The sequence below is a fragment of the Curtobacterium sp. MCLR17_045 genome, assembly GCF_003234405.1.
GTDB lineage: Bacteria > Actinomycetota > Actinomycetes > Actinomycetales > Microbacteriaceae > Curtobacterium > Curtobacterium flaccumfaciens.
In genome coordinates this window covers 22,157-42,698 of sequence record NZ_QKTB01000008.1, presented here as the reverse complement: position 1 = coordinate 42,698, position 20,542 = coordinate 22,157, and the positions used below count along the sequence as shown (strand labels likewise).

17 protein-coding genes are annotated in these 20,542 nt (G+C 71.8%); 11 read left to right on the top strand and 6 right to left on the bottom strand.

Annotated elements, in window-relative coordinates; all coding sequences use genetic code 11:
- Positions 1–303, top strand: a complete 303-nt coding sequence (locus tag DEJ05_RS07475; RefSeq protein ID WP_110863985.1) for a hypothetical protein — start codon at positions 1–3, stop codon at positions 301–303.
- Positions 300–1,049, top strand: coding sequence for an alpha/beta hydrolase (locus DEJ05_RS07470; protein ID WP_111110120.1), 750 nt, complete (start codon positions 300–302; stop codon positions 1,047–1,049). Before DEJ05_RS07475 ends, DEJ05_RS07470 begins: the two co-directional genes overlap by 4 nt.
- An 87-nt stretch (positions 1,050–1,136) precedes the next feature.
- On the opposite strand, the gene DEJ05_RS07465 is transcribed toward DEJ05_RS07470, so the two are convergent.
- Positions 1,137–2,978 carry a hypothetical protein gene (locus DEJ05_RS07465; protein WP_111029165.1) on the bottom strand — a complete coding sequence of 614 codons (1,842 nt, stop codon included), beginning with the start codon at positions 2,976–2,978 and terminating at the stop codon, positions 1,137–1,139.
- A 184-nt stretch (positions 2,979–3,162) separates the two neighbouring features.
- Between DEJ05_RS07465 and DEJ05_RS07460 the strand changes: the two genes are divergently transcribed.
- The gene (locus tag DEJ05_RS07460; RefSeq protein ID WP_111110119.1) at positions 3,163–4,905 is read left to right on the top strand and encodes a hypothetical protein; all 1,743 of its coding nucleotides are present in this window, start codon (positions 3,163–3,165) and stop codon (positions 4,903–4,905) included.
- Positions 4,902–5,912 carry a tetratricopeptide repeat protein gene (locus tag DEJ05_RS07455; RefSeq protein ID WP_111110118.1) on the top strand — a complete coding sequence of 337 codons (1,011 nt, stop codon included), beginning with the start codon at positions 4,902–4,904 and terminating at the stop codon, positions 5,910–5,912. The genes DEJ05_RS07460 and DEJ05_RS07455 overlap by 4 nt, the downstream gene beginning before the upstream one ends.
- Before the next feature lie 211 nt (positions 5,913–6,123).
- Here DEJ05_RS07455 and glgB read toward each other — a convergent pair whose 3' ends face one another.
- The 3 genes from glgB to DEJ05_RS07440 all read right to left on the bottom strand — a co-directional run bounded on the left by glgB (position 6,124) and on the right by DEJ05_RS07440 (position 12,956).
- Positions 6,124–8,685: a 1,4-alpha-glucan branching protein GlgB gene (glgB, locus tag DEJ05_RS07450; RefSeq protein ID WP_111103451.1), complete on the bottom strand. Its 2,562-nt coding sequence runs from the start codon at positions 8,683–8,685 to the stop codon at positions 6,124–6,126.
- Complete coding sequence (locus DEJ05_RS07445) at positions 8,682–10,682, bottom strand: alpha-1,4-glucan--maltose-1-phosphate maltosyltransferase (RefSeq protein ID WP_181242956.1); 2,001 nt, start codon at positions 10,680–10,682, stop codon at positions 8,682–8,684. The genes glgB and DEJ05_RS07445 overlap by 4 nt, the downstream gene beginning before the upstream one ends.
- A gap of 174 nt (positions 10,683–10,856) precedes the next feature.
- Positions 10,857–12,956, bottom strand: a complete 2,100-nt coding sequence (locus tag DEJ05_RS07440; RefSeq protein WP_111110117.1) for a glycogen-debranching protein — start codon at positions 12,954–12,956, stop codon at positions 10,857–10,859.
- A gap of 59 nt (positions 12,957–13,015) precedes the next feature.
- Here DEJ05_RS07440 and DEJ05_RS07435 point away from each other — a divergent pair, with 59 nt between their 5' ends.
- The 3 genes from DEJ05_RS07435 to DEJ05_RS07430 all read left to right on the top strand — a co-directional run bounded on the left by DEJ05_RS07435 (position 13,016) and on the right by DEJ05_RS07430 (position 14,964).
- Positions 13,016–14,197: a cysteine desulfurase family protein gene (locus DEJ05_RS07435; RefSeq protein WP_111029170.1), complete on the top strand. Its 1,182-nt coding sequence runs from the start codon at positions 13,016–13,018 to the stop codon at positions 14,195–14,197.
- 69 nt (positions 14,198–14,266) lie between these two features.
- Entirely contained in the window at positions 14,267–14,464 is a 198-nt protein-coding gene (locus tag DEJ05_RS17835; RefSeq protein ID WP_128780060.1) for a hypothetical protein, read from the top strand.
- A gap of 119 nt (positions 14,465–14,583) precedes the next feature.
- Positions 14,584–14,964 (top strand): hypothetical protein, encoded by a 381-nt coding sequence (locus tag DEJ05_RS07430; protein WP_146245048.1) that lies wholly within the window; start codon positions 14,584–14,586, stop codon positions 14,962–14,964.
- On the opposite strand, the gene DEJ05_RS07425 is transcribed toward DEJ05_RS07430, so the two are convergent.
- Complete coding sequence (locus DEJ05_RS07425; protein WP_111029172.1) at positions 14,957–15,592, bottom strand: hypothetical protein; 636 nt, start codon at positions 15,590–15,592, stop codon at positions 14,957–14,959. The two genes, DEJ05_RS07430 and DEJ05_RS07425, sit on opposite strands and share 8 nt — an antisense overlap.
- Before the next feature lie 151 nt (positions 15,593–15,743).
- Between DEJ05_RS07425 and DEJ05_RS07420 the strand changes: the two genes are divergently transcribed.
- Complete coding sequence (locus DEJ05_RS07420; protein ID WP_220034773.1) at positions 15,744–16,238, top strand: GNAT family N-acetyltransferase; 495 nt, start codon at positions 15,744–15,746, stop codon at positions 16,236–16,238.
- A gap of 143 nt (positions 16,239–16,381) precedes the next feature.
- Here DEJ05_RS07420 and DEJ05_RS07415 read toward each other — a convergent pair whose 3' ends face one another.
- A complete protein-coding gene (locus tag DEJ05_RS07415; protein WP_111029174.1) occupies positions 16,382–17,404 on the bottom strand; it encodes a LacI family DNA-binding transcriptional regulator in 1,023 nt (340 codons plus the stop codon).
- 68 nt (positions 17,405–17,472) lie between these two features.
- On the opposite strand from DEJ05_RS07415, the gene DEJ05_RS07410 reads away from it, so the two are divergent.
- The 3 genes from DEJ05_RS07410 to prfB are packed head-to-tail and all read left to right on the top strand — an operon-like array spanning position 17,473 to position 20,513.
- Positions 17,473–18,360 carry a sugar phosphate isomerase/epimerase gene (locus tag DEJ05_RS07410; protein WP_071406362.1) on the top strand — a complete coding sequence of 296 codons (888 nt, stop codon included), beginning with the start codon at positions 17,473–17,475 and terminating at the stop codon, positions 18,358–18,360.
- A gap of 2 nt (positions 18,361–18,362) precedes the next feature.
- Positions 18,363–19,358, top strand: a complete 996-nt coding sequence (locus tag DEJ05_RS07405) for a Gfo/Idh/MocA family oxidoreductase (RefSeq protein ID WP_111029175.1) — start codon at positions 18,363–18,365, stop codon at positions 19,356–19,358.
- 45 nt (positions 19,359–19,403) lie between these two features.
- Entirely contained in the window at positions 19,404–20,513 is a 1,110-nt protein-coding gene (gene prfB, locus DEJ05_RS07400) for a peptide chain release factor 2 (protein ID WP_110863996.1), read from the top strand.
- The last annotated feature ends 29 nt before the right edge of the window (positions 20,514–20,542 follow it).

The window sequence follows — 20,542 nt, the reverse complement described above, 5'->3', positions numbered from 1 at the left end:
GTGCCGCGCAGCAACCGACCGCGGCGTCCCCGTGGTCGCGACGTCGAGCCTGACGAGGAGACCACCCTCGACCGGCTGATGAGCTCGTGGAAGCGCACCGAGGTCCGCCACGGTCGCGAGTACCAGGTGCAGCCGATCTCGGCCGCGTCGGCGCAGAAGGAGTACATCTGCCCCGGGTGCGGCGGAAGCGTCCTGCCCGGCACCGCCCACGTGGTGGTCTGGCGTGCGGACGGCGTGCTCGGCGATGCTGCCGACCTTGCGTCACGCCGGCACTGGCACAACCACTGCTGGAGCATCGCATGACCGAGCACGACGTGCCACACGACACCGAGATCCGATCCGCCACCGTGCTGCCGGCCCGTCGCACCGATGTCGAGCTCGTCACGGACGACCACCTGACGCTCGTCGGTGAGCTCGCCGAGCCGGCCGACGCCCCGGCCCGCGGGACCATCGTGACGCTCCACCCCCTGCCGACCGCGCACGGGTTCATGGACTCGCACGTCCTCAAGAAGGCCGCGGCACGGTTGCCCGCCCTCGCCGACATCGCGGTGCTGCGGTTCAACTTCCGGTCCGTCACGTCGCCGCGCGGCACGTCCGAGGGCGTCTTCGGCGAGGGTGTGTCCGAGGGCTTCGACCTGCGCGCCGCCGTTGCCGAGGTCGTCGACCGCGGCCTGCCGACCCCGTGGCTGGTGGGGTGGTCCTTCGGCACCGAGGTGATCCTCAAGCACGCGCTCGAACACGTCGAGGCCGGCACGGTCGCCGGTGTCGTCCTGCTGTCACCGCCGCTGCACCGCACCTCGGACGAGGAACTCGCCCGTTGGGCTGCCGTCGGGGTCCCGGTCGTGGCGCTCGTCCCCGAGCACGACGACTTCCTGCAGCCCGAGGCCGCGGCGGCACGGTTCGCGCTCGCCCCGAACGTCCGGGTCGTGCCCGTCGACGGTGCGAAGCACCTGTGGGTGGGGGAGCGGTACGTGCGGTTCGTCCTCGACGCGATCGCCGACCTCGTCGTGCCGGGCAGCGCCCCGCTGCCGACCCACTGGCCCGTCTGAGCACGTCCGTACGACGCCCTGCGGACCGCCACCTGCACCAGGTGGGACGGCCTGGAGGCGCGGGTCGCGCCTCCAGGCCGTGGACCGTCAGCGGCCGGTCGCGTCCGCGTCGTCGGCAGCGTCCGCAGCGGACGCTGCAGCGGGTGCCGTGCCGAGCAGGCCCGTGGCGTTCGTGAGGACCCCGCGGAGGTTCTCGAGGTAGCCCGCGACGGCTTCGCGTTCGGTGCGGATCGCCGCCAGGCGGTCCTCGGCCTCGGCGATGACGCCGGCGGTGCGCTCCTCGGCGTCGGCGACCATCCGGTGCACCCGGTCCTGCGCGTCGGCGACGATGGTGCGGGCGTGCTCCTGGGCCTCGGCCGTGCTGGTGCGCTCGAGGTCGTCGGCCTCCTGCTGCAGGCGTTCGGCGCGTTCGCGGGCCTCGGTCGCGCGGCGCGTGGCCTCGGCGAGCTGCAGGTTGGCCTCGTCCAGGTACTTCTGCGTCTCGGTCACCGTCTCGTGGTGCTTCCGCAGGTAGTCCTGCTCGGCGTCGTCGCGGCGGGAGGCGAGTTCCGACTCGAGCGTCGTGCGGGCCTCGTCGCGCTCCCGGGCGATCTCGGCACGGACCTCGTCGCGCTCCTTGACCAGGGCGGCGCGTGCGGTGTCGATCTCCTGCCGCAGGGCGGTGCGCTCGGCCTCGAGCACCCCGAGCTCGGCGGTGCGACGGTCGGCGATCTCGGTGTCGACCTCGGCGTGCTCGCGCTCGCGTCGGGCGGCGATGGCGTTCTCGTGCTCCCGGACGGCGCGCTCGGCTGCCGCGTCGGCCTCGGCGCGCTCCTGCGCGATCCGGGCGTCGTGCTCCTCGAGCTCCCGGGCGATCCGGTCGGCGGTCTCCTGCACCAGGCGCGCGTTCTCGACGCGAGTCTGCTCCTCGTCGACGCGGAGCTGCGCCTGGGCCGCCTCGATCTCCTGCTCCAGTGCGGTGCGGGCTGCGGCGAGTTCGCGGTCCCACTGGGCGCGGGCGGCGGCGAGTTCCTCGTCGAGCTCGCGGCGGCGGTCGGCGACCTCGGTGTCGAGCTCGGCGCGGCGGCGGGTGACCTCGGACTCGAGTTCGGCGCGACCGGTCTCGAGTGCCAGCGCGTGTGCCTGCTGCTCCTCGTCACGCTCACGGTGCCAGGCGGCACGGCCCTCGGTGACCTCGCGCTCCAGGGCCTCTCGCCGGGTCGTCTCCTCGCGGTCGAGGTCCTCGGTGCGGCGGGCGTGGTCGGCCTCGAAGACCGAACGGCGGTGCTCGGTCTCGCGGTCGAGCTCGGCGGCAGCGGTGCGGGCGTCGGCGGACTCGCGCTGGGCGATCTCGCGCAGCTCGGCGACCTCGTGCTCGACCTGGGCGCGCAGTGCGTTCGTCTCGCGGATGGCGACGGAACGGACCTCGGCGGCCTCGGTCACTGCTGCCCCGCGGATCGCGGCGGCTTCGTTGCGGGCGTCCTGCGTGAGCAGACCGGCCTCGGCGCGGGCACGTTCGACGGTGTCGGCTGCCTCGGCGCGGGCGCGGGTCAGTTCGTTGGTGGCGCGGGTGCGGGCGTCCTCGAGGGTGTCGCGCGCTTCCTCCTGGGCCTCGCGGACGGTGCGCTCGGCTTCGGAACGGCTCGAGGCCCGGAGGCGCTGGGCGTCGATGTCCGCCTGGCTGATGAGGCGGGTCGACTGTTCCTCGGCCACGCGCAGGGTGGACTCGAGGCGGGTGCCCAGTCCGCTGTACGTGGGGGTGCCGGCTTCGTCGAGCTCGCCCTGCAGTTCGGAGACCCGGGCCTGCAGGAGACGGATCTCCTTCGCGGCGTCGGCGCGGTCGTTGTTCGACTTGATGAGCTCGCGGCGCAGGTCGTTCAGCGAACGCTCCACCTCGTCGCGGCGGTACCCCCGCAGCTCGGTCCCGAACTCGGCCTCGTCGTTCGCCACGTGTCGCTCCTGGGTGCTCGGCGGAGGGCCCGGATCGGCCCGCGGTCGATTGTAGTGGCGGCCGAAGTGGGTCGTCTGAGTCCGGCGACAGCGCGGATTGATGCGCTGTCCAGCGTTGCTCGCTATCCTGAGTCGCTGATTCGCGCGCCGACATCCCCACCCCGGCGCGGTAGGGAGAGAGTTCGTGCGATTCGTCCTGGCGATCGTCAGTTTCGTCATCGGTCTGCTGCTCGTGGCGCTGGCGGTGGGACAGCGGACCGTGTTCGCGCCGCCGTCCTCGCTCGTGGCCGAGAGCTCGACGACCAGTTCCGCCCCGGTGACCGTGATCCCGGGGACGACGCTCAACGCCAACCCCGGCTACCAGCGCATCAACCTGTCCGGCTCCGGCAAGGTCTTCGCGGCCTACGGCAAGACCGCCGACGTCGACGCCTGGATCGGTGACGCCGAGCACACCACGCTCCGCTTCGACGCCGAGAAGGGCTCGCTGGTCGGCTCGACCTCGGGCAGCGAGACCAGCGTCCCCTCGCCGAAGGGCAGTGACCTCTGGTACCAGGAGTACGACGGCGCCGGGCAGTTCACCGTCCGCCTGCCGCAGGACGTCTCGGTCCTCGTCGTGAGCGACGGCAAGGCCGCAGCGCCGAGCGACGTGTCCGTCACCTGGCCGCAGGACACCGCGACGCCGGCGGTCGGTCCGCTGCTCGTGGCCGGCGGCGTGTTCGTCCTCGGAGGCCTCGTGCTGCTCGTCCTCGCCTTCCTGCACCAGCGCCGTGGGCGCGGTCCCCGCCGTCGCAGTGGTGGCAGCCGCCCGCCGCGGGTGCGCGCGTCCCGTCGAGCAGCCGCCGCCGGAGCGCAGGTACCGCGCCGCGGTCGTCGCGGCACGCGCGCCCTCATCGGCGTCCCGGTGCTGCTCGTCGGTGCCCTGACCCTCGCCGGCTGTTCCTCGGACTACTGGCCGCAGGGCGGCGACCCGTCGCTCGCCACGCCGACCCCGACGGCCACCGCCACGGGGGCTGCTGAGACGACCGAGCCGACGGCTGCGACCAAGCAGCAGATCACCCGCATCGTGCAGCGCACCGCCGCCGTCGCGAAGCAGGCCGACGGGGCGCGCGACCGTGACCTGGTCCGGACCCGGTTCTCCGGAGCGGCGCTCGACCTCCGTCTGGCGAACTACTCGATCCGCGGCAAGGACTCGGACGTCAAGGCACCGCCGGCGATCTCGGCCGCGCAGGTGTGCGTCGCGCTGCCGCAGCAGACCGACACCTGGCCCCGAACGGTCTTCACGATCGTCGCCGAGGACTGTGACGCCAAGTCCGCACCGCAGGCCCTGACCCTGGTGCAGGACACCGCCCGCGATCCCTACAAGGTGGCGTACGACGTCTCGCTCGAGGCCGACGCGAAGATCCCGAGCCTCGCCCCGACGACGATCGGTGCCGCACTGCTCGCGCCGGAGTCGAAGCTCCTGACGATCCAGCCCGACCAGGTCGCGACCGCCTACGGCGACATCCTGTCGAAGGACACCGCCAGCGAGTACGCCGACCTGTTCGCGACCGAGGGCGATGCGCTCCGCACCACCATCGGCAAGGCGTACAAGGACAAGAAGGCCAAGGCCCTGCCGGACACGGCGAAGATCGAGTACTCGTCCGAGGTGCCCGCCGACTCCGCCGTCGCGATCGCGACCGACGACGCCGGCGCACTGGTCTCGGCCGACCTGGACGAGATCGAGAAGGTGACCCCGACCGCGTCGGGCGCCGAGGTGAACACCGAGGGTGCCGTCAAGGCACTGTCCGGCGTGGACACGAGCAAGAAGGGCATCAGCGCGACCTACAGCGTCCAGCTGCTCTTCTACGTGCCGCCGGTCGCCTCGGATGGCAAAGTGGTCCTGCTCGGGTTCACACAGGGCCTGACCGCAGCGAGTGAGGTGCAATGAGCAACATCCCCCCGACCCCGTCCGGGCTCCGCGGAGCCGTGGACCTGTCGTCCCTCGTCGACCGCGCACAGCGGCCGTCCCAACCGTCCGGTGCTCCGGCGCCGGCGGGTTCCGCCGGCGGAGCCGTTCCCGGAACCGAGGCTGGCACCGCGAACGGTGCCGACCTGACCGTCCCGTCGCTCGTGATCGACGTCACCGACGCGACGTTCCAGGACGTCCTGGAGCTGTCGAACGTCGTCCCGGTCATCGTGGACATCTGGGCCGAGTGGTGCGGGCCGTGCAAGCAGCTCTCGCCGATCCTCGAGCAGCTCACCGCGGAGTACGACGGCCGCGTGGTGCTCGCCAAGGTGGACGCCGACACGAACCCCCAGCTCGTGCAGGCGTTCCAGGCGCAGTCGATCCCGACCGTGGCCGCCGTCATCGGCGGACGCCCGCTCGGGCTCTTCGTCGGGGCACTGCCCGAGGCGCAGGTCCGCGACGTCTACGAGCAGGTGCTCCAGGCCGCCGAGCAGAACGGCGTGGCCGGTCGCGTGACCGTCGACGGCGCTGCGACCGAGGTCGACGCCGAGCAGGGCGAACCGGAGCCGGAGCCACTCCCGCCGCACCACCAGGCCGCGTACGACGCGATCGAGCAGGGCGACTACGCCACCGCGATCGAGGAGTACAAGACCGCGATCCTGCAGGACCCGCACGACCAGATGGCCGTCGCGGGACTCGCACAGGTGTCGCTGCTCGACCGGCTGAACGGCCGGACGGCCGACGAGATCCGTGCGGCAGCAGCCGCCGGGCCCCAGGACGTCCAGGCACAGCTCGCGGTCGCCGACCTCGACATCTCGGGCGGGCACGTCGACGACGCGTTCGGCCGTCTGCTCGACCTCGTGCCGACGGTGTTCGGCGAGGACCGTGAGGCCCTGCGCGTCCGGCTCGTCGAGTACTTCGAGCTCATCGGCAGCGAGGACCCGCGCGTCGTCGCGGCGCGTCGCCGCCTGGCGAACGCCCTGTACTAGACCTGCGGGGTCCGTACGGCGAAGAAGACGCCGTCGTCACACCGAGACGCCGCCGAATCCGGCGGCGTCTCGGCGTCTCGGGGGCGTCTCGAGGACACGACGGCGTTCCGAGCACAACCGCTCACCCGGCACGAGACAGACGGGAGGCCCGGTGCCAGCTGGCACCGGGCCTCCCGTCGGTCCGTCGGTCGCGTCGCGGACGCTGGCCGGGCTACTGGGCGAGCTTTAGCCAGACGGCACCGAGCGGCGGCACCACGAGGTGCGCCGAGGCGGGGCGGCCCGCCCACGGGGTGTCCTCGGCGGTGACGACGCCGAGGTTGCCGACTCCGGAGCCGCCGTACTCGGCAGCATCGGTGTTGAGCACCTCGTGCCACTCGCCGGCGGTCGGCAACCCGAAGCGACGCTCCACCGGCACGCCGGAGAAGTTCACGAACACCGCGACCCGGTCGTCGCCGTCCTTCCGCAGGAACCCGAGGGTCGAGTGCGGTGCGTCGCCGCCCTCGAGCCACTCGAAGCCGTCGGCCGTCGAGTCGTGTGTCCAGAGCGCAGGGGAGTCCTTGTACACGCGGTTGAGCTCCGCGACGAGGTCCTGTACACCGCGGTGGCCGGGCTGGTCGAGGAGCCACCAGTCGAGGCCCTTCGCCTCGGACCACTCGGCGGGCTGGGCGAACTCCTGGCCCATGAAGAGCAGCTGCTTGCCGGGGTGCGCCCACATGAACGCCAGGTACGCACGCACGTTGGCGAGCTTCTGCCACTCGTCGCCGGGCATCTTGCCGTACAGGGAGCCCTTGCCGTGCACGACCTCGTCGTGGCTGATCGGCAGGGTGAACTGCTCGCTGAACGCGTAGACGAACGAGAAGGTGATCTCGTCGTGGTGGTAGCTGCGGTACGCGGGGTCGCGCTGCACGTACTCGAGCGAGTCGTGCATCCAGCCCATGTTCCACTTCTGCCCGAAGCCGAGTCCGCCGGCGCTCGTCGGCTGGGTCACGCCCGGCCACGAGGTGCTCTCCTCGGCGATCATGACGATGCCGGGGTAGCGCTTGTACGCCGTCGCGTTCGTCTCCTGCAGGAACGAGATCGCGTCGAGGTTCTCGCGGCCGCCGTGGATGTTCGGCAGCCAGTCGGTTCGGGAGTAGTCGAGGTACAGCATCGAGGCCACCGCGTCGACCCGCAGACCGTCGATGTGGAACTCCTCGAACCAGTACAGCGCGTTCGCGACCAGGAAGTTGCGCACCTGCGGCTGTCCGAAGTCGAACACGTAGGTGCCCCAGTCGAGCTGCTCGCCGCGGCGCGGGTCCGGGTGCTCGAACAGCGCGTAGCCGTCGAAGCGACCGAGTGCCCATTCGTCCTTCGGGAAGTGCCCGGGAACCCAGTCCATGATCACGCCGATGCCGGCGGAGTGCAGGCGGTCGATCAGGTAGCGCAGGTCGTCCGGCGAACCGAAGCGTGCGGTCGGCGCGTAGTACCCGGTGACCTGGTAGCCCCACGAGCCGCCGAACGGGTGCTCGGCGAGCGGCAGGAACTCCACGTGGGTGAAGCCGGTGTACTCCATGTGCCCGATGAGCTGGTCGGCGACCTCGCGGTACGACAGGCCGGGGCGCCACGAGCCGAGGTGCACCTCGTAGACGCTCATCGGGGCGTCGTGCGTGGTGGTCTGTGCGCGGCGCTCCATCCATGCGGCGTCGCCCTCGGACCACGTGTACGTGGACTCGGTGACGACGGAGGCCGTGGCGGGCGCGATCTCGGCCTCGCGGGCGAAGGGGTCGGCCCGCTCCACCCAGCCGGAGTCGGTGAGGATCTGGAACTTGTAGCGCTGCCCGACGACGGCGCCGGGCCAGAACAGCTCCCAGACGCCGAGGTCGCTCAGACGGCGCATCGCGGTGGTGCGGCCTTCCCAGCCCTCGAAGTCACCGATCACGCGGACGGCGGTCGCCCGGGGTGCCCAGACGGCGAACGCGACACCGTCGACACCGTCGACCGTGCGGGCGTGTGCGCCGAGGTGGTGCCAGAGCTGCTCGTCACGGCCCTCGCCGAACAGGTGCAGGTCGAGCTCGCCGAGCGTCGGGGCGAACCGGTACGCGTCGTCGGTGGTCCAGGTGGCGTCGTCCTCGTCCGTGGACTCGTCGTAGTCGTACTCCGACTCGACGCGGTAGCGACCGAGGGTCTCGGCAGTGGCGCCGGCCCAGAGCCCGTCACCCTCGTGCGTGAGTTCGATGTCGTCGCCGTCGGGGCGCACGAGGCGCACCGCGCGGGCCAGGTGCCGGACGACGCGGACGCTGGTGCCACCGTCGACCGGGTGCGGGCCGAGCACGTCGTGCGGCTGGGACCAGCGGCCCTCGGCCACCTGCAGACGCAGCCAGTCCTCGATCGGAGCCGGACGCGGATCCGCGGCCGTGCCGGTGGCGGCAGCGGTGGCCGGAGCCGAGGCAGCAGCCGACGCCGGAGCAGCGGCGCTGGGGGCGACCGGCGCGTCGACGGAGGCCGGACGGACCACGGGTGCAGCGCCGCCGGTCGGGGCCGTCGGGGCGTCCGACGATGCCGCGGCTGCCACGGACGGCTGCCGCGGGTGCGTCGGGTCGGCGGGGTGCCCGGCGAGCGTGGCGGACTCCGCCACGCCGCGGTCAGGCGCCTCGCGCTGCGCCGGCGGAGCGCCGGGCAGGTCCTCGTCGGGCGCGGACACCTTCGGCTCGTACCGCGGCACGGCCGGCGGCGGAGGCGGCACCGGCGGGACCGCCGGTCCGCGCTTCGTGGGGTCGGTCGGTTCGGGGGTCATCGGTGGGGTCCTTCCACGACGAGCAGGTGCACGGGCTCCTGGAACGCGTCCAGGCGGACGTAGTTCGACGCGCCCCAGGTCCAGCGCTGACCGGTCACGACGTCACGGACGTCGAACAGGCCCTCGGTCGGCAGACCGAGTGCGGCGAGGTCCAGGTGCACGGTGGTCTCACGGGCGGAGTGCGGGTCGACGTTGGCGACCACGATCACGGTGTCGGGGCGCCCTGACCGGATGTACTCGCCCGACAGGTGCTTCGAGTAGACGACGATCGCCGGGTCGTCGGCGGCGTGCACGTGCAGGTTCCGCAGCTGTCGCAGCGCGGGGTGCGCCGCACGCAGGCGGTTGAGCATCGTCACGTACGGCGCCAGGGACGCACCCTCGGCCTCGGCCAGGGCGAAGTCGCGCGGCTTGTACTCGTACTTCTCGTTGTCGATGTTCTCTTCCGAGCCCGGACGGGCGACGTCCTCGAACAGCTCGTACCCGGCGTACATGCCCCACGTCGGCGCGCCGGTGGCGGCGAGTGCCGCGCGCACCTTGTAGCCGGCACGGCCGCCGAACTGCAGGTACTCGGTGAGGATGTCGGGCGTGTTCACGAAGAGGTTCGGGCGCAGGTAGTCGCTCGTCTCGTGCGAGAGCTCCGTGAAGTAGTCCTCGATCTCGTCCTTGGTGTTGCGCCAGGTGAAGTACGAGTACGACTGCTGGAACCCGGCCTCGGCGAGCGCGCGCATCATCGCCGGGCGGGTGAACGCCTCGGCGAGGAACACGGTGTCGGGGTGCTCGTCGCGGATCTCACGGATGACCCGTTCCCAGAACCAGAGCGGCTTGGTGTGCGGGTTGTCGACGCGGAAGATGCGGATGCCGAAGTCGATCCAGTGGCGCAGGACCCGCTCGACCTCGGTGACCAGGCCCTCGGGGTCGGTGTCGAACTGGATCGGGTAGATGTCCTGGTAGCGCTTCGGCGGGTTCTCGGCGGTCGCGATGGACCCGTCGGCGCGCTGCGTGAACCACTCCGGGTGCTGCGTGACCCAGGGGTGGTCGGGGGAGCACTGCAGCGCGAAGTCGAGCGCGACCTCCATGCCGGTGTTCTTCGCCGTCTCGACGAAGTCGCGGAAGTCGTCCTCGGTGCCGAGGTCGGGGTGGATCGCGTCGTGCCCGCCCTCGGGGGAGCCGATCGCCCAGGGGCTGCCGGGGTCGTTCGGCCCGGGCGTGAGCGTGTTGTTCGGCCCCTTGCGGGCGGTGGTGCCGATGGGGTGGATCGGCGGCAGGTAGATGACGTCGAAGCCCATCCGGGCGACGGCGGGCAGCCGGCGGGCAGCGGTGCGGAAGTCGCCGCTCTTCCAGGAGCCGTCGGGGTTCTTCTTCGCGCCTTCGGAGCGGGGGAAGAACTCGTACCAGGCGCCGACGCCGGCGCGGGTGCGTTCGACGTCGAGCAGCTGGGTGGCGGAGTGGGTCCGGAGCGAGGTGAGCGGGGCTTCCTCGACCTCGGCGACGATCCGCGGGTCGTCGACGGCGGCCAGGCGCTCGGCCGGGTCGAGGTCGGTGTCGCGGACGCGTGCGGCGGCACGGGTGGCGGCGGGGGAGTCGGTCTCCTCGGCCAGCCGGTCGAGCAGCACGGCACCGTCGAGCAGGGTCGCCTCGGTGTCGACGCCGGCCGCGATCTTCAGGCGTGCGCCGTGCAGCCAGCTCGCCCAGTCGTCGGAGTACGACTCGACGTGCCACGTCCAGACGCCGACGTGGTCGACCTGCACGGTGGCTTCGTAGCGGTCGGTGCCGGGGGCACCGAGGGTCATGGGGACGGTGCGGGTTCCACCGTCTGGGCGTTCGAGGACGAGGTCGGCGCCGATGATGCCGTGTCCTTCTCGGAAGACGGTTGCACCGAACGTGATCACCTCGCCGTCGAATGCCTTGCCGGGGAAGCCGTTCGGCGTCCTCGGGGCGAGCTCGGTGATCGGGATGCGCCCGATCTTCGGGCGGCGGGGTCGGTCTGCGGTGGCCACGGAAGCGACGCTACCCGGCGAGCGGCTCCGCGTTCCCCGGAATCGGCCCGCTGTGGAGGGCCGGGCGCGCCGTGGAGCCTGTTGAGGACCGGACGGGAGGCCCGTGGCGGGGCCGCCACGGGCCTCCCGTCCGCCACCCGGTCGCGACGCCGGGCCGCACCCGCCTGCTCGGCGCTACGCCACCTCGAACAGGTGGATGCCGGGGCCGTAGGCGGTGAAGACCTGCCCGGCGGGACGGAGGCGCTCGTGGTCGCGGTGCTTCTCGCTCGACCAGGCCAGGCGGTACCCGAGGACGTCCTCGCGCACCGGCAGGGTCAGGTCGCGGGTGCGGCCGCTGCCGTGCACGACCACCAGGACGCGGTCGAAGGGCTCGTGCTCCGGCGTCGACTCGACGAAGTACTGCAGGGCGCGGTGCACGGGCTGGTCCCAGCCCTCGATGGTCATCGAGTGCCCGTCCGGCCCGTACCAGGACATCCGCGAGGCCCCGGGGGTCTCCTGCCCCTCGACGCCGAAGCGGGTGGGGCGGAGCGACGGGTGCGCCTGCCGGAACCGGGCCAGCGCGCCGACGGCTTCGGTCATCGTCTCGGCGTCCTCGTCGTCGGACCAGTCCACCGGGGTCAGGTCGTCGGACACCACGTAGGCGTTGTTGTTGCCGTGCTGCGTGCGGCTCCGCTCGTCGCCGGCGGTGAGCATCGGCACCCCGGCGGAGAGCATCAGGGTCGCCACCAGGTTGCGCATCGACCGGCCGCGCGCGGCGCGGACCCCGCGGTCGGCGGTGTCGCCCTCGATGCCGTGGTTGAACGAGCGGTTGTCGTTCGAGCCGTCGCGGTTGTCCTCGCCGTTGGCCTCGTTGTGCTTGCCGTCGTACGACACCAGGTCGAGCAGGGTGAAGCCGTCGTGCGCGGTGACGAAGTTGACGCTCGCCAGCGGGCCGCGGTCGGCGCCGAAGACGTGACGCGACCCGGTCAGGGCTCCGGCGAGCGCACCGATCCCGGTCTGCGGCAGGCCGGTGCGGCGCTCCTCGGCGATGTCGGTGAGCCAGAACTGGCGGACCGTGTTGCGGAACCCGTCGTTCCACTCGCTCGTGCGGTGCCCGGCCGCACCGAACTCCCCGGTCTTCCAGCCGTCCGGGCCGACGTCCCACGGCTCGGCGATCACCAGGGTGTCCTGCAGGTCCGGGTGGTTCCGGATGCGCTCGAGCAGCGGGTGCGACGGGTCGAACCGGTGCTCGCCGTCGCGGGCCAGGGCGGCCATCAGGTCGAAGCGGAACCCGTCGACCTGGACCTCGCGCGCCCAGTACACCAGGCTGTCGACGATGAGGTCCGCCGTCGCCTCGACCGAGGTGTCGAGCGTGTTCCCGCACCCGGTGGTGTCGTAGTAGGTGTCCCGGCGGGGCGGGTCGGTCTGCGCCCAGCGGTAGCGGTTCGCACCGTCGATGCCACGCAGGCTCGTCGTCGGACCACCCAGGCCCTCTTCCGCGGTGTGGTTGTAGACGACGTCCAGGACGACCTGGATGCCGGCCTCGTGCAGCAGCCGGACCATGCCCTTGAACTCGCGCAGGACGGCGTCGGCGCCCTCCTGCTGCGCCGGCGCCGAGGCGTGCGCGGCGTGCGGGGCGAAGAACCCGAGCGTGTTGTAGCCCCAGGCGTTCTGCCGGCCGGCATCGCGGAGCCACCGCTCGGTGTCGAACGCCTGCACGGGCAGCAGCTCGAGCGTCGTGACGCCGATGCGGTGCAGGTGCGCGATCGTGCTCTCGTGGGCGACCCCGGCGTACGTGCCGCGCAGGTGCTCCGGCAGGTGCGGGTTCGCGGCCGTCAGGGTGCGGACGTTCGCCTCGTAGACGACGGCACGGTCGAGCGGGACCTGCGGCTTCACGACGCCGCCCCAGTCGAACGCGTCGTCGACGACCACGCTGGTCCAGCGGGGGCCGGACGCCTCGTCGTCGCCGGTCGGCAGGATGCCCCGCGCGTACGGGTCGAGCAACGGACGCGTCGGGTCGAACTCGTGCCGCGGCCCCACCGGCCCGTCCACGAGCAGGTGGTAGCGGTCGCCGGGCACGACCCCGGGGACCTCGCCGGTCCACACGTCGGTGTCCGGCACCCGCTCGAGCGCGTACCGTGTCGGCCGCACGTCGGAGGGGTCGGCTCCGTCGGCGCTCCCCGCGCTCGCCACGACCAGGACGACGTCCGTCGCCGTCGCGGACCGCAGGGTGAACCGGGGGACGGTCCCGCCCAGGGAGAACCCCGGTGTCAGGTCGATCGCTGTCTCGTGCACGCGACAAGGGTACGAGGACCGGCGCGTATCCTGGACACTGCTCGATCCAGGGGGTGCATTTGTCGGTCTACCTCGACCACGCCGCGACGACGCCGATCCTGCCGGAGGCGCTCGCCGCCTTCACCGATGCCCTGGGCACCGTCGGCAACCCGTCGTCCATCCACAGCGCCGGTCAGCGCGCCAAGATGCTGCTCGAGGACGGCCGCGCCGCCGTCGCCCGCTCACTCGACGCCGATCCGGTGGAGGTCGTGTTCACCTCCGGCGGCACCGAGAGCATCAACCTCGCCGTGAAGGGCCTGTTCTGGGCTCGCCAGCGCGACCGCCAGCGGCCCCGCATCGTCGTCCCGGGCGGCGAGCACCACGCCACCGTCGACACCCTGACCTGGCTGGAGACGCACGAGGGTGCCGTCATCGACGTGGTCCCGTTGGACGCGCAGGGTCGCGTCGACCTCGCCGGACTGGAGGCGCGACTCGCCGACGCCTCGGACGTCGCCCTGGTCACGTTCCTGTGGGCGAACAACGAGGTGGGCACCATCCAGCCCGTGTCACGGATCGTGGAGCTCGCGCACGCCGCCGGCGTGCCCGTGCACAGCGACGCGGTCGCCGCCTACGGGCAGGTGCCGGTGTCGTTCGCCGGGTCCGGCCTCGACGCCCTCAGCGTCTCCGCGCACAAGATCGGCGGGCCCGTCGGCATCGGTGCACTCGTGCTCGGGCGGAAGGCCACCGTCGAACCCCTCATCCACGGCGGTGGGCAGCAGCGGCAGGTGCGGAGCGGCACGCAGGACGCCCCGGCGGCTGCGGCCTTCGGTGTCGCGGCCAGCGCGGTCGTCGCCGAGCCGATGCCGCACCCGTCGCTCGTCGCCCTGCGGGACCGCCTGGTCGCCGGGGTCCGTGCGGCCGTGCCGTCTGCGGTGCTGATGGGGGACCCGGTCGACCGGCTGCCGGGCAACGCCCACTTCACGTTCCCCGGGTGCGAGGGCGACTCGCTCCTGTTCCTGCTCGACGCCGCCGGGGTCGCGGTGTCGACCGGGTCGGCGTGCCAGGCCGGTGTGCCCGAGGCGTCGCACGTGCTGCTCGCGATGGGACTGTCGGAGCAGGATGCCCGTGGTGCGCTCCGGATCACGCTCGGCCACACGACGACCGATGCCGACGTCGACGCGTTCCTGACGGCGCTGCCCGATGCGGTCGCTCGGGCCGGTGCCGCTGGGATGGCGTCGCGGGAGCCGCTGCTCGGGCGGTAGTGGGAGCCCTCCGGGCATGCGTTGTTCGCCCGGCCGCGATCCCGACTTTCAGGCCGGTAGCCTGAGCCCGTGACCACTCCGAAACCACAGGGCAGTGCCGACCTGGTGGGTCTGCTCGTCGGTGCTCCGCTCGCGCTCATCGGGATCGTGCTGCTCGTGTCCGCAGGAAGTACGCCGACGGCCGTCCTCGGGGCCGCGGTGCTGGTCTCCGGCACCATGCTGGTGTGCACCGCCCTGCTCATCCGAGGGCTGCGCCGGGAGCGCTGACCGTGGTCACGAGTGGCGGCGAGCACCACCCGCGGAACGGCACTCGGCGGGACAGCCGCTGGGCCGTCCCGATCCGTCGGGTCTTCCCCTGGTGGTACCTCGGCGGTGCGGTTGCGACGATGGCGATCCTGATCCTGGTCGATCCCGACGGCAGCCAGGCCACGGTGGCCTTCTGGGGGCCGACGATCGGGATCGCGATACAGGACCGCGAGCGAGCCGCGCGTGCTCGACTGGACCGCGGCCTCCCGGTCGACCGACGGTCGCTCCTGTCGCCTCCGTGGCTCGAACCGACCTGCGCGGTGTTGCTCACCGGCGTGGCCGTCGGACTCGGCATGCTCATCAACGCGCTCTTCGGGCACGGCACGTCAGTCACGACGTGGGTCGGAGCGGGGGTGTTCCTCGGGAGCGCCGCGTCCTTGGTCGGTCTCCTGCTGGTCCTGAGGAGCCGACGCCGCCGACGGTCGAGCGGTGCGGACGGCCAGCCCGACGACGTCAGCTGACGGGGCGCTCCGAGAGGAACCGCCCGGCTCGTCGGTACTGCACGGCCAGTTGCACGAGCCCGAGCACCACCGCGAACGACGCGACGAGCTCGATCAGCTTGATGGGCAGACTGTCCGTGCTCACCGCCGTCGAGGCGGCGAACAGCATCACGGCGCCGAAGATCGGCAGGATCCCGAGCGTGGCTCGACGGTTCTGCACGGCCACCGCGACGACGATGTCCGCGTGCTCGTCGTCGATCGGCTCCTTGCCGGCGATCTGACGCCGCACCGACCGCTGCTCCGCGCGGGAGAGCGGGCTGCTCACCGATCGCCAGCGAGTGACGTAGTGACCGGAGCGGAAGGCCCACACGAAACCGACGATGCCGACGACCAGCCCGAGCAGCAACAGCAGGAGCTGGACGAGCAGCTGCACGCCATCGCGGCCACTCGCGTGGCTGCTCCCGGTGGCCGGCACCAGCACCAGTGCCAGGACCACCCCGACCGCCCACGACACCAGGACGAGTGCCCCCGCCCACACGAACACGCGCGTCCGGCGACGGCGGAGCCCGTCGTCACTCTGGCCGTCGGCGAGCCGGGCGGCGGCTGCCCACCGCTCGGCTCCGGCTGGGTCGGTTGCGGGGCTGGTCATCGTTCGGGTCCTGACGTCGAGAGTCTCTCGACTCTACGGGTCACGGTCGGTGCGGGTCGCGCGTGCGACCCCGGAAGCGACTGCGGTCGAATCCGCACGAGGGGATCGCCACCGACCCGCTTCGTTGTGATACTTGGACATGCTCGAGTTGGTGAGGCCGCAGACGGCGTTGTACGAGGCGTGGGCCGAAGCGCATGCCGAGTGGGGGCCGGGTGTGCACGAGGACGGATTCGGGATCACCGCCCAGGACGACGTCGGCGACGAGGACGGGTTCCGCACCTGGGTCGGCCGACTGCACGCCAGACCCGGGGCCCTCTGGTGGATCGTCGAGGACGGCCGCGTCCTGGGCGGGATCGCACTCCGGGCGCCGGGAGACGCCGCCGGCGTGCAGCGGTTCGGCCACGTCGGGTACGGGATCCGTCCCTCGGCGAGGGGCCGAGGCGTGGCGACCTGGGCGCTGGGCCAGGTGCTCGCGCACGCATCGCGCGTCGGGATCGACCCGGTGATCGCCGTCTGCTGTGATGACAACGACGGCTCCATCGGGGTGCTGGAGCACTACGACGCCGTCCTGCTGTCGACCGAGCGCCGCGGTGGCGTGCGGCTGCGACGGTACGCGATCGCCAGGTCGCACCGGAGACCCGGATGACGGGGCCGCGGCGGGTGTGCGAGGCGTGCGGAGGAAGACCGCGACAAGCGGGACGGACCTGCGCCGGGCCTCCCGGTCGGCCTTCCGGGTGCGCGCCGGACAGGCGGGCGCGCTGGGACCCCGGACCGTCGGCGACGTCGTCGTCAGCGGTCGCCGTCCGTCGGTCTCGGACCGCTCGTGGTGCGCCGCACCACGAGTGACACCGGTACTCGGTGCACGCGCGGCTCCGGATCTCGCCCCTGCACGCGTTCACCGAGCCACCGTGCCGCCTGGGCCCCGATGGCGAACGTCCCGTTGTCGACCGTGGTGAGCGAGATGTGCCGGATGCTGCCGAGGTAGGTGTCGTCGTACCCGACGAGGGACACGTCGTCCGGGACGACGAGGCCGAGGTCGTCGGCCGCGGACAACGCGCCGATGGCGACGAGGTCGTTGTAGGCCACGAGCGCGGTCGGACGGTCGGCCGTGCCCAGGACTCGTCGGGCCGCCGCGTACCCGCTCTCCTCGCTCATGCCGGCCGGCACCACGACGGCGTCGGCACCGTGGCGGGTCATGGTCGCGCGGAAACCCTGCTCGCGGAGCTCTCCGACGCGCCCCGGGCCGACGAGGTGACCGATCCGGGTGTGTCCGAGCGCGAGGAGGTGCTCTGTCGCGATCGACGCGCCGGCATGGTCGTCGTTCACGACCACGTCGGCGTGCAGGTCGTCAGGCTCGTACGTCCCGGCGAGGACCACCGGGACCTCCTGGACCGCCCGACGGAGCGCGGCGTCGTCCTCTGTGGTGCCGACCACGACGATGCCGTCCACCTGTTGTCGCAGGAGCATGTCCACGGGCGAACCGCCCACGCGCCGTGTGGTCGCCGAGTCGACCAGGATGGGTGCCAGTCCGACGGTGTCGAGCGTCGCGGTGAGTCCGGCGAGCAGGTCGACGAACCAGGGGTTCCGCAGGTCGTTCAGGAGCACTCCGACCGTGCCCGTCCGCTGCTCGCCGAGGCTCCTCGCTGCGCGGTTCGGTCGGTAGCCGAGTTCGTCGACTGCTCGTTCGACGGCCGCCCGACGGGCGTCGCTGACTCCTGGGTCGCCGCGGAGCGCGAGTGAGACCAGCGACTTCGAGACCCCGGCGCGCTCGGCGACGTCCCGGATGGTCGGAGCGTGGTGCGGTCTCGACATGAGAGCAGGCTAGTCCTATTCTGGACCGGTCCAGTTTGTTCCAGTGCTGTCCAACGAAGCGAGCGCAGATGCCCCCGAAGATCTCCATGAACGTCACGACGACGTTCCACGGCAACGTCGTCCAGGACGTCCGCCTCGCGAAGGAAGCCGGCTACGGCGGCATCGAGCTGCAGAGCCCGAAGCTCTACCGGTACCTCGATGCCGGCTACGACGTGCAGACACTGCCGCCACTGCTCGAGGGCCTCGAAGTGACGGGGCTCGGTGCCGTGCTCGACATCGAGCGTCAAGGTGCCGGTCGCGACGACTTCGTCGCAGAGGTCGAGCGCATGTGCGGTGTGGCGACCGCCGTCGGTGCGCCCATCGTGCAGCTGTGCACCGGGCCGGTCGATTCCGCCGTCGTCCGTGACCACCGCGCTGGCCGGCTGGCCGACGACGACACCCGGTACCGGGCGACGCTCGGACTCGACGAGGACGCAGCGGTCCGCATCACCGGTGCGAACGTCCGTCTGGCGGCGGACATCGCCGCGGACCACGGGCTCGAGGTCTACCTGGAGCCCCTCGCCTGGGCGCACCTCAACCGATGCCGGCACGCGCTGGACATCATCGAGGAGGCCGGGCGCGACAACGTGGGGATCGCACTCGACACCTGGCACTTCTGGACGACCGGGGACACGCTGGCCGAGGTCCGAGCGCTGCCCGCGTCCATCATCAAGGCCGTCCACCTGTCGGACGGGTTCGACCTGGACCGCGACCGGACGGTTCCCGACCAAGCCGTCCACCGGAACGTCGTCATCGGTGGCGGTGCGATCCCGCTGCAGCAGTGGGTCGACGCGATCAAGGCCACCGGGTACGACGGATGGTGGGTCACCGAGATGTTCTCCGACCGGGCGAACGAACAGGATCCCGCCGTCGTCGCACGCACCATGCACGACCTGACCGCGATCCTGGTGGGCTGATCATGACGCAACGCTTCGCACTCGTCGGTGCCGGCTTCATCGGCGCCGTGCACGCCGCGTCCCTCGCAGCGCACCCCGACGTCGAGTTCGTGGGGATCCACGACGTCGACCGTGACCGCGCTGCATCGCTGGCGGCACGGCACGGCACGCGGGCGCTCACCCAGGACGAGGCGTTCGACGCGGCGCAGGTCGACGCGGTCTTCGTCGCTTCCTCCACCGACACCCACGCGCAGCACCTGCACGCTGCCGCCGACGCCGGGATCGCCGTGCTCTGCGAGAAACCCATCGCTGCCGGGTACGCCGACGCGGTCGCGGTGGTGGAGCACGTGCGTGCCAGCGGCGTGCCGGCGATGCTCGACTTCAACCGGCGATGGGACCGTGACCACGCCGAGTTGCAACGCATCGTCGCCGCGGGGGAGATCGGTGCGGTCGAACTCCTCCAGCTCAGCTCCCGTGGCCCGTCCCTGCCGCCGCTCGACTACCTGCGGGTCTCCGGCGGCCAGCTCCGCGACCAGACCGTGCACTTCTTCGACCTCGTGCGGTGGATCACCGGCGAGGATCCGGTGACGGTCGCGGTGGCGGGTTCGGCGCTCGTCGACCCGGCCATCCGCGAGTTCGGCGACGTGGACACATCGGTCACGACCCTCACGATGCCCTCCGGCGCGCTCGTGCAGATCGACAGCGTGCGGCGCACCGGCTACGGCTACGACGAGCGCATCGAGGTCATGGGATCGTCCGGACTCGTCGAGTCGCGGCGGAACCACCGCGGGAACGTCGCTCGTTACACCGATGGGCAGATCGTCGCGGACGGACTCCACGACGGCTGGTTCGAGCGTGTGCAGCCCACCTACGCCGCGACGCTCGCCGCCTTCGTCGCGTCGCTCGAGTCCGGATCCGAGCCGCCGGTCTCCCTGGAGGACGGGCTCAGGGCCCAGGCCATCGCCGAGGCGGCCACTCGTGCCCTGTCGTCGGGGCGGACGGAGCACATCGACTACTGACCCCCGGTCGGCCGAGTCGGACTCGCGCCGGTAGGATCGATGACCATGGTCGAACTGGACTTCACCGAGCAGCTCTCCGCCCTTCGCGAGACCTTCGGCAACATCCGCTCGGTGGTCGACGTCGACCGCCTGCAGCGTGAGATCGCCGACCTCAGCGAGCAGGCCGGGGCCCAGGACCTCTGGGACGACGTCGACCACGCGCAGCAGGTGACGAGCGCGCTCTCGCACCGCCAGTCGGAGCTGAAGAAGATCACCGACACCGAGCAGCGCATCGACGACCTCGAGGTGCTGGTCGAGATGGCGAACGAGGGCGACGACCAGGAGTCCGCCGACGAAGCCCTCGCCGAGCTCAAGGCGATCCAGAAGATGATCGGCGACTTCGAGGTGCAGACGCTCCTCGACGGCGAGTACGACGACCGTCCGGCGGTCATCACGATCCGCGCCGGCGCGGGTGGCGTCGACGCGGCGGACTTCGCCGAGATGCTCCTCCGCATGTACCTCCGGTACGCCGAGCAGCACAACTACAAGACCACCGTGATGGACACCTCGTACGCCGAAGAGGCGGGCATCAAGTCCGCGACGTTCGAGATCGACGCCCCGCACGCGTTCGGCACGCTGTCGGTCGAGGCCGGCACCCACCGCCTCGTCCGGATGTCGCCGTTCGGTGCCGCCGGCAAGCGCCAGACGTCCTTCGCCGCGGTCGAGGTCATCCCGCTCATGCCGGAGACCGCCGTCATCGACATCCCCGAGAACGACATCCGCGTCGACGTGTTCCGCTCGTCGGGCCCCGGCGGCCAGTCCGTCAACACGACCGACTCCGCGGTGCGCCTGACGCACATCCCGACCGGCACCGTCGTCTCGATGCAGAACGAGAAGTCGCAGATCCAGAACCGTGCGGCCGCCATGCGCGTGCTGCAGTCGCGCCTGCTCCTCCTGAAGAAGGAAGAGGAGAACGCGAAGAAGAAGGAACTCGCCGGCAACATCACGGCGAGCTGGGGCGACCAGATCCGCTCCTACGTCCTGGCGCCGTACCAGATGGTCAAGGACCTCCGGACGGAGCACGAGGTGAACAACCCCTCAGCCGTGTTCGACGGCGATCTGGACGGCTTCATCAACGCGGGCATCCGCTGGCGCAAGCAATCCGCTGCCGAGTAGGGGTTCCTGAGCCGCGCGCCTCGCTTGCT

What these genes read in the sequence shown, in the direction of transcription:
- DEJ05_RS07405 (WP_111029175.1), top strand. Translation starts at nt 18,363, where the DNA reads ATGACGCAACGCTTCGCACTCGTCGGTGCCGGCTTCATCGGCGCCGTG.
- DEJ05_RS07410 (WP_071406362.1), top strand. Translation starts at nt 17,473, where the DNA reads ATGCCCCCGAAGATCTCCATGAACGTCACGACGACGTTCCACGGCAAC.
- DEJ05_RS07425 (WP_111029172.1), bottom strand. Translation starts at nt 15,592, where the DNA reads ATGACCAGCCCCGCAACCGACCCAGCCGGAGCCGAGCGGTGGGCAGCC.
- DEJ05_RS07455 (WP_111110118.1), top strand. Translation starts at nt 4,902, where the DNA reads ATGAGCAACATCCCCCCGACCCCGTCCGGGCTCCGCGGAGCCGTGGAC.
- DEJ05_RS07415 (WP_111029174.1), bottom strand. Translation starts at nt 17,404, where the DNA reads ATGTCGAGACCGCACCACGCTCCGACCATCCGGGACGTCGCCGAGCGC.
- prfB (WP_110863996.1), top strand. Translation starts at nt 19,404, where the DNA reads ATGGTCGAACTGGACTTCACCGAGCAGCTCTCCGCCCTTCGCGAGACC.
- DEJ05_RS07470 (WP_111110120.1), top strand. Translation starts at nt 300, where the DNA reads ATGACCGAGCACGACGTGCCACACGACACCGAGATCCGATCCGCCACC.
- DEJ05_RS07430 (WP_146245048.1), top strand. Translation starts at nt 14,584, where the DNA reads ATGGCGATCCTGATCCTGGTCGATCCCGACGGCAGCCAGGCCACGGTG.
- glgB (WP_111103451.1), bottom strand. Translation starts at nt 8,685, where the DNA reads ATGACCCCCGAACCGACCGACCCCACGAAGCGCGGACCGGCGGTCCCG.